This window comes from Bacteroidota bacterium (assembly GCA_016718825.1).
In the GTDB taxonomy this organism is placed as follows: Bacteria; Bacteroidota; Bacteroidia; order J057; family JADKCL01; genus JADKCL01.
On the sequence record JADKCL010000049.1, the window covers coordinates 1 to 9040 of the forward strand.

The 9040-nt window shown below is 50.2% G+C and carries 3 protein-coding genes and 7 pseudogenes; 3 read left to right on the forward strand and 7 right to left on the reverse strand.

The features are described from left to right. The 3 pseudogenes from IPN95_27810 to IPN95_27820 form a co-directional block, all read right to left on the reverse strand. A pseudogene (locus IPN95_27810) lies at positions 1-1431 on the reverse strand (IS66 family transposase). Positions 1432-1480: 49 nt separating this feature from the next. Further along, positions 1481-1791 (reverse strand): annotated as a pseudogene (gene tnpB, locus IPN95_27815) (IS66 family insertion sequence element accessory protein TnpB). A 26-nt stretch (positions 1792-1817) separates the two neighbouring features. Further along, a pseudogene (locus IPN95_27820) lies at positions 1818-2107 on the reverse strand (IS66 family insertion sequence element accessory protein TnpB). 75 nt (positions 2108-2182) lie between these two features. On the opposite strand from IPN95_27820, the pseudogene IPN95_27825 reads away from it, so the two are divergent. Beyond that, positions 2183-2437, forward strand: a pseudogene (locus IPN95_27825) (winged helix-turn-helix domain-containing protein). A gap of 77 nt (positions 2438-2514) precedes the next feature. On the opposite strand, the pseudogene IPN95_27830 reads toward IPN95_27825, so the two are convergent. From IPN95_27830 to IPN95_27845, 4 genes and pseudogenes are all read right to left on the reverse strand, one after another. Continuing rightward, a pseudogene (locus tag IPN95_27830) lies at positions 2515-3180 on the reverse strand (ATP-binding cassette domain-containing protein). Between the two features lie 10 nt (positions 3181-3190). Next, positions 3191-4498, reverse strand: a pseudogene (locus IPN95_27835) (FtsX-like permease family protein). 93 nt (positions 4499-4591) lie between these two features. Next, positions 4592-5269 (reverse strand): efflux RND transporter periplasmic adaptor subunit, encoded by a 678-nt coding sequence (locus tag IPN95_27840; GenBank protein MBK9453143.1) that lies wholly within the window; start codon positions 5267-5269, stop codon positions 4592-4594. A gap of 221 nt (positions 5270-5490) precedes the next feature. Next, positions 5491-7233 (reverse strand): calcium-binding protein, encoded by a 1743-nt coding sequence (locus IPN95_27845; protein MBK9453144.1) that lies wholly within the window; start codon positions 7231-7233, stop codon positions 5491-5493. A 490-nt stretch (positions 7234-7723) separates the two neighbouring features. Between IPN95_27845 and IPN95_27850 the strand changes: the two are divergent. Further along, positions 7724-8745, forward strand: a pseudogene (locus IPN95_27850) (ketopantoate reductase family protein). After that, positions 8742-9040: NAD-dependent epimerase/dehydratase family protein (locus IPN95_27855; protein ID MBK9453145.1), on the forward strand; the 299-nt coding region annotated here is incomplete at its 3' end. The pseudogene IPN95_27850 and the gene IPN95_27855, both read left to right, overlap by 4 nt.

Consider the following 9040-nt stretch of genomic DNA (forward strand, 5'->3'; position numbering starts at 1 on the left):
AGGGTTTGAATGGCTGCGGCACGTTTTCCGGCGCGTTCGGAGCCGGTGAACAGCCAGTTTTTCTTGCCGAGCGCGATGGGGCGGATAGTGTTTTCGACGGGGTTGTTGTCAATCGGCAGGTGTCCGCTGCTGGCGTAGCGGATCAGGCTTTGCCAGCGCTTCAAGGTGTAGTCGATGCTTGGCGGTGCCGCCACCATCGGCGGTTTGGGCGCGAGTTTGGTAACCAGTCGTGCAACGATTGCAGGATTGACAGGCTTTTTCGGCACGTAGTTGTTGCCGTGCTTCGGTCGATAAGTGCTTTGCTTTCGGCTTCGACGGCGTAAAGTTTGGCCCGATGCGTTGCAATGCTTCGAATGCAACGGTGCTGGCGTTTGGCTTGATGCAGATCGAAGAATTGGTGGCGCGCGTGCGCCTAACAGCCGAGTTCGGTGCAGTTGCCGACGAGGGTGAATAGCGATTTGTAACCGGCGTAGTCGTCGACAACGAGATGACCTTTGCCAGCCGTCGAGGAAGTCTCGCGCATGTTTGCCACTACGACTGGTTTGGTAGTCAAATATGATGATACGCGGCCCCAATTCGAAGTCGTTGCTGCGATACGCCCACAGGTAGGCGCGCTGGGTTTTTCCGCTGCCGGGATCAAGTTGCGCCACCGGGGTTTCGTCGGCGTGCAACACATTCCCTTGCAATAAGTGCAAAGTCAGCCGGTCGGCTAGCGGTTGCAGTGCCACGCCGACGCGTCCAACCCATTCCGCCAGGGTGGAGAGCGATAGCGTGACATCTTCGCGGGCGGCGATTTGCGTGATGCGATACAGCGGCAGGTGATCGAGGTATTTGGCCGCGACGATCCAAGCAAGCAAACCCGGTGCCGCCATACCGCCGTCGATCACCGCGGGCGGTACCGGTTCCAGCGATCACGGTTTCGCATGCCCGGCAGGCATATTGCGAACGGATGTGGCGGTGCACAAAGAATTCGGCGGGTTTGACGTCGAGTTGTTCGGTGACGTCTTCGCCGATTTTTACCAGATCGCTGCCGCACTGTTTGCATCGGCAGGATTGCGGTTCATGGCGGTGTTCGATGCGCGGCAGGTGATCCGGCAACGGCTGGCGCCCAGCGCGTGCACGCTTAGGCGTCTGCGGAGCAGGCAGCGGCAATTGCTCGACTTCCGCTTCGATCGCCGCCACATCGGTTTGCCAGTCTTCTTCGAACAAACTCAACTGTGGCTGCGACAGTGCTTCGCTCTTCACACCGTAACGAATGCGACGCAAGTGTGCCAGTTCCAGCGTCAGTGCCTGATTCTTTGCTTCCAGCAATTTGAGCTCGTTTTGTGCTTGCGTAAGCAGTGATTGAATCAGATTCGATACCTCGGTTTTAACCGCTGGCGCGAGGTTCAGATGATCCAATTCAATCGACTGTTTTGCGTGCGTTTTCATGGCGTTATTATACCGAAAAACCCGCACAAAGCGGCATCAATATTAGCCTTCAGCTATATTTTCGTACGCACGACTGCAACCCCAAACGACGCCAATCCACTCCGGCAATCAACCACTCCCATTGCGATGAAGTCAGTTCCATCCCGCCCGTATCCGAACGCCCCCAAACGAACCGTCCCTGATGCAAGCGGCGCTGGCACAACCACACGCCGGTGCCGTCCCACAGCAGCACCTTGATGCGATTGCCCGCGCGATTGCAAAACACAAACGCCGAACCCGAACACGGTGAGCGCTGTAACGCCTGCTCCACCAACACCGACAAACCGTCGATCCCCGGCGCATATCCACCGGCGCAACCATCAACCAACTCTCCCCCGGATTCGTAATCAAAGACACCTCAACAATGCCCCCACCCAATGCGGCGATACCGTCGACGGCAGTTCCAACACACGATCGCCCGTCCGCGAAGAGGCAGCGTATTCGTCGGCATAGGCATTGGTTTGATCGTTACCGGAACCAATGCAGGTGACCGAACGACCTGACCAGCACGATGCTTGCGAGCCCAATTGCCAAACGTCTTGGTATTCAAACCATGTTCCCGGCAATAAGCCGCCTGAGACATTCCGCTGGTTTGCCATGCTTCGATATGAATTCGTCGTGCTTCTGATGATGACATCGTTCCTCCTTGTGAAAAGTTTGAGGATAACGATGTTGGGGCGGGGTGTTAATGTGGAAGGGTTGGAGGCTTACGTTACTGTTAAGTTTCGATCGCTTGCACTCGAACGAGTTGATCATGACGCAAGAATTGATCAGCAATATGCTCGGTGTTCGCCGTGAGGGCATCACCGATGCGGCCCGTAAATTAAAAAGCGCCGGCTTGATTGAATACCACCGCGGCCATATTACGCTGCTGGATCGGCAGGGATTGGAGGATAATGTCTGCGAGTGCTACTGTGTAGTCAAGAGGGAATACGATCGCTTGCTGCCCGACCGGATCGCAACGTAATCGGCTTTTTCACGCTGATTGTGTCAATGGCTATCCTGTTGTAGTTCTGCACAAATCGCCCAGTCATACCTTCTTGATTACCCCGTCTTCCAGCTCCACACAACCCGGTCCGCAATGTCCAGAATGCGGTAGTCATGCGTTACAAGAAGAATGGTGGTTTGCGATTCTTTTTGGCTAATCGTTTCAGCAGACTGACCGCCTCCCAACCACTTTGTTTATCCAGCGAAGCGGTCGGTTCATCGGCCAGGATTATTTGGTTTCCCGACCAGGGCTCTGGCTATGGAAACCCGTTGCAGTTGCCCGCCTGAAAGTTGCCCGGGTTTGTAATCAAGCCGATCACCCAGTCCCACGGCGATCAGAATTTCCGCTGACCGGTCGAGTCTTTGCTGCTCTGTCAGTGTGTTACTCATTTCTAACGTCATGCTGACGTTTTGCAACGCAGTGAGTGATTTAAGCAAATTATGCTGCTGAAAAATGTAGCCGATCTGTTGCCGGACTTTGACTTTAACCGGCTCACTGCTATTGATGAATTGTTGATCGAGCACTTTCACGCTGCCGTGAAAAGCTTGGCGTAAACCACCGATAATGGTCAGAAAGGTTGTTTTACCCGAGCCGGAAGGTCCGGTGATTAATACGATCTCGCCTTTCTGGATTGAGAGGGTGATGTCTTTCAGCACAGGTTGCGTTAAAACACCGCTACCAAAGCTAAAATCCAGGTGTTCGACATCTATGACCGTTGACATCAGGTGCCCATCAGAACATATCAGCCGGATTAGCATCTTTCAACCTACGGATTGCCAGTAGCCCGGCCATGACGCACATGGAAAGAATAAACATAAACACGGTGATGATTTTGCTCAAGAGCATCGGCATCGGCATGTACATCTGGGATTCAGCCAGATGGTATAGCCCTAAAGAAAGCAGGTAACCAGGAATAAACCCCAGGATTGCCAAAAAGAAAGCCGAAGCAAACACGAGGCGAATAAAGTAGCTGTGTTCATAGCCCATGGCTTTCAGCGTGGCGAATTCATTACGATGATTGGCGATGTCGGTAAACAAAATCTGATAAACGATCACCAAACCGACCACCCATCCCATCACGGTGCCAAAACCAAAAATAAACCCAATCGGTGCCGTATTCGCCCAATAATCCTTTTCATATTTCAGCAGCTCTTCGTACGTAAAAATATTGATGAACTCGTTCAGCTGGTTCTTAAGCTCTGCTTTTACCTGTTTGATTGATGCGCCGGGATGGAGCTTGATGACACCCATGTCGATATCGCCGTGATTTCTTTTGGGGAAAATACGCATGAAGTTTAAATCGCTGGTCACGACATTACCATCGGCGGCAAACGATACGCCTAAGCGGAATAACCCGACGATGTTAACCTTATAATCATTAATTTCAGTTTACATTTTGGTCCGCTTTGAGCAATTGGCGAATGGGGCCGAATTCAGGGCGGGAGTATTCGTCAAACAGCACTGTATCCTTGAGCCGCAACTCAACCCGCTTGCTTTTGATTTCATCGACATTGAAGATCGCGACTCCGGATCAAAACCGTAAACCATCAAGGTTCGTTTAACCTGGGTTTTGATATTTTTGAAAGGCGCTAGCCCTAGATAAAGCGGATAAGCTTCCGCAATCGCTGGATTTCCCAATACACGCATTAGCTCATTACGCTTAAACTGGATCGGCCGCCACATGGCCTCGCTTTGTTTGTGCATCAGGAATAAATCGCCATCCAATTTTACCGGCGCAGAGGCTGCGCTGGCATACAATGAATCCTTGAAGCCCAGTTGCATGAACACCAATACGCAAGCGAACAATACACCGCAAATAGCGGCCACCAGTTTGGTCTGATCAAAGATGAGCTGCCGCCAAGCCAGGCGTGCGGGAAAGTAAAGCCAGGCAAGCTTATTCACGGCGTAATTTGTCACGGGTAATCCGCACGTTAACCTGCCGGAAAATCTGGTGCCGCAAATCCGCAACGGCCTCCGGCTCAAGGGTAAGGCGCACTTCAATGATGCGATTATCCCGATCTGACAATGGGTCGGTGTCATTCAAATCGTTCTTCCTGACCAGAAATCCCAATTCTCTGACATGTGCAAGATAGCTTCGTTTGAAACCGGATGCCGTGATACACCCGGGTTGCCCTAATTTGACTTGGGGCAATTCCGATTCGTAGACTTCTGCCACGACATCCAGTTGCGACAAATCGGCGATTTGCAACAGTCCATTGTCTCCGATTCGTTCTCCCGGGCGAGAGAAGATTTTACGATCGTGCCGGTGATCGGTGCGGTGATCAGCGTATTGTCCAATTCGGCTTCTGCAATTTTCTGTTCGGATTGCGCGCGGGCGATCTCGGCCGACAAGCGCTTCAGATTGGCGAGGGATTGCTCATACGCCAGTCGTTTCGCATCCGCCAGGGAAATACTGACAGCGCCAGGATCAAGCGATTGATGGCGCAGATGTTCTTTCTTGTTAAAAGTGAGTGCGACCTGCTCAACAGCGCGTTGTGCTTCCAGTACCTTGATTCGTGTTCTGGCTGCCTCCACCCCCGCTTTTCTTTTGACATGCTGCGAGAGTACCGCCAGTTTCTCACCGGATTTGACCGAAGCGGCTTCCTGAAAAAACAGTTGCTCCACACGAGCCCCTTCAGGCCCCGCATTATGTGAAACTTTGATTACCCGGGAACGCGGTTCAATGCGACCCAGCGCACCGACTCCCTGCTGCGTATCCAATCGACACTGCGTCTCGGCCAATACGCCGGAGCATGTAAGCAGGAATACTACGTTGAGGAAAAATGTAGCACTGGCTTTGGCGTACATCATCAATTCTCAAAAAATCAAACAGACATGTGGTGCGTGAGTTGTGCTGTTAAATGGAATAATGAATATCAGCATATTCAATTATCGATTGATAACACAATAAGGAATCTTTGGAAGTCAGTTTTTTGAGTGCGGGGATTTGATCCTCTCTAACTAAAAAAATGCATTAACTACATTTGTAAGCCGGATTCCGCTTGCGCTTCTCCGGGTCAGGTTTAATGGAATTATGCAAACAGCAAATCGCCGGTTGTCACCTCCGCATCGATTGTGCCCATCAAGATAAGGTCACTCACCGCGACCGCAGGGGTGTTTGTTCCGACGTATGACCAGATTGAGCTGCTGTTATCGTCGTTGATGAGAAAATACGATACTGTGTTAGGAGTACTAGTCCAAGTTGCCCCAGCATTCAGTGCGGCTGCAACGGCAGCAGCTGAGTCAGCATTGCCTGCGATACCCGAATCCAAGAAATACAATTTATTGTACGTTATAGTTAGGGCGCCTGTTACGGCAGTCACTGTGCTGCTAGCTGTTATAGCGCCGACGTTCAATTTGTCAGTACCTGAGATAAAGTTGGTGATAATGTCGTTACCGTTGCCACCGGCAGTTGCACCGAAAATAACGGTATCCATATCACTATCCACACCGAGTGCAATCGAATCATTACCTGCACCACCGGTAATGATATCCGCACCAGCTTGTGCAGCGATGGTGTCATTGCCCGAACCGCCGTTGATCGAATCGTTGCCGGAGCCAGTGGTAATGATATCGTTGCCACCCAAACCGTTGATGATAAAATTACCGTCCCCGGGGGTGGAATAGGTGTCGTCAAACTCAGTGAGATTGATCGTAGTGGCAAGCGGCGGTGGTGGCGGCGGCGGTGGAAGTTTATCTACCACGGTCGTTCCGAAAGTGAAGCCGGAAGCAACACCGGTCAGCTTGATGAATACGTCGTCTGCAGCTGAGGCGGCAGCACCTCCGGTTGTTTGATAGTAGACATAAGTATCGCCGCCGTAGACAGCAAACGAAACACCCAGGCTCGTCTTGTTGGTAGCAGCCATCACTGCTGCAATCTGTGTAGTAGTGGCGTCAGCCAGAGCAGTAACGGCAGCCTGTACAGCGGTTTGTTGCGCGGAGGCTACGGCGGTTACACCATCGAAAAAGAGCTTGTCGGTGTCAACAGTGAAATCGGTGATCACGTCACCGCTAGTTATACCAGTGCTGTTGGCGCCAACAGTGGCATCAAATACAAAGGTATCAGCGCCTGCTCCGCCGGTCATTATATCGGCACCAGTACCGCCGTAAATAATATCGTCACCCGCTCCACCATTGATTATATCGTCACCAGCCAAGCCGGACAGTGTGTCATTGCCGGAACCGCCGGCGAGAATGTCAGCATTCACCGAGCCTGTTATAGTTGAATCTGCCGTAGTAGATCCGGAAGCAGCCAGAATCGCAGCCACTTGAACATCTGTATATAACTCTGTTCCGGTCACAGCGCTTAATACACTTTGCAGTTTAGCCAAGTCGGTAGAAGCATTGGTTGCGGAATAGGCCATTGCCACGGCGGCCTTGTTGCTCAGCAAGGTTGCTACTGTAGTAAAAGCTGCAGGTAAAGTGGCGCTATCCTGAGATAAGAAATTAACCGCTTCATAGACAATAGCGCCAAAACCAACACCAGCATCAATTCTATTCGTAAAGAAGGCCTGAGCTTGAGAGCCGACGCTGGTTGGGTTACTGTCAGCAACCACACCAAAGTTGTGCATGAGCACGGCAACCTTAAGCGCAGTTGTGTCCTTGTCCCCCATAATAACGCTAGTAAATATTGTGGTGGCAGCCAGAGCATCCGCAAGTTGTGCCAAGGTCTTCCCTTTAGCCAGATTTTCTATGTCGGTCAGATAGCTTTTCCCTGGTGCTGCATTAAACAAGCCTATAATAATTTTAAAAGTTACTGGATTAGTAATAGTCATTTGAAACCCCGTTGATTAAAAATTAAGAAGCTTTATTTGATCTGTAAACAATCTTATCGATTCTCACAACTTTATGGTATTCAAATACCACCAATCGCCCAATCGCTTCGTATAGCGCATCCATTTTAACAGGTTTGGTCAAGTACTGTATTAAACTGAATCCTTCTTTTTGGCTTAAACTAAGGCTGTCCGAGAATAGTGATCGTGGCGAGGAGAAGCTATTTCATAACAGATTTTTCGATTATTTGAGACAAATAACTATAGCAAGTTGCTGAAATTAGATACATATTAGGGGAAATTTCCTTTAGAGTCCTGCCTCCTTTGATTGATCATTATTTTAAAATGTCAGTATAATCAAACAATGTTGCCCTGATGGGCATGAGAAAAACCTGGATAATATCTTTTAAACTATAAAATATTGGTTTGAATTCTTTTAGTGGGATCTCATGGGTTATTTACCTTGAATAATTTTTCGGATCTTTATTTATAGATGCTCAATTTACTCAGTAAACCAATTCATATTTTGGGCATTGGAGGTATTGGCGCAGCAATTGGTTGGGCCTTGGCGCGGGAAGGTTATTCCGTGATACTGGTTGACAACAATACCGCCAAAGTAAGCGAAGGGAACAAGAATGGTATAACGGTAGTTGGGCTGGGAGCACAAGCTGCATCTTTCATGTCTTTTGATGATTGGATAGCGCCGACAGAAGGTTTAATTCTGCTCTGCACCAAAACCTATGACAATCCTGAAGTACTCGCACGTCTGCCTGACGACGCCTTCCTGGTACCGATTCAAAATGGCTTTGATCCGGAGCTGGAGCAACGCAATCACGCGTGCGAGGGTATCGCCTCTTTTGTATCGGAATGCCAACGCGATCAGCCCGTAACACGAATCACGCGACCGGGTAGCCTGCATATCGGGGCACGCCGATCTATCACTGCCGATGTACAGGCTGAAATAATGTCGCTGGCTATTGCATTGGGAAAAGCCAAGCTGTTTCCTGTCGAACTTGTTCCGGATATCCGGCCTTATAAAGCAACCAAGCTTATGTACAATGCGGCCATCTCGCCACTTGCGGCGATGGCTGGCGTGGATAATGGGGAATTATTGACCGGTCAACTGGCTAAGGCGCTCTTTTTTGCACTGCTTCTTGAAAATTATGCGATTCTCCAACATGCGAAAATTCCTCTTGCGCGTATCGGGCCGTTTCATCCCGATACAGTATCCCTAATTCTACGCACACCCAAGTTACCGGCATTGATGGCGATGTTTTTCCGTCCATCGTTACGCGGGACGTATTGCTCAATGGCTCCTGATATGCATGCCGAACATGCTCGCACAGAAATCGACGCTTATACCGGCCATCTTATTCGACTTGCTGGAAAGTTTTCTTGTCCTTTGAATCGCGCTACGTTTGCGCTCATTGAAAAATAACTTCCGAAGGTTTGAATCCCCAATATCAACATTTGCAGGATTTGGCAGATCATTTGCCGGAAGGAATTCTATCTTGATTCTGGTCACTGGCGGCGCTGGTTTCCTTGGTTCACATCTGGTGACGCAGTTACTTGATGCGAACGAATCTGTTCGGGTTCTGGAGCGGCCAGGAGCCTCTGTCGATCATTTGCCACTGGATAGAATTGAGCTGGTGAGTGTTGACATTCGTGATGAGCCATCCGTCCAAAAAGCCACCCATGGTTGCAAATATGTTTATCACCTCGCTGCAGATCCCAATCTTTGGCGCCGAGACCGTCGGGAATTCGATAGTATCAACCGTATGGGCACCATTCATGTAATGCGCTGCTCTTG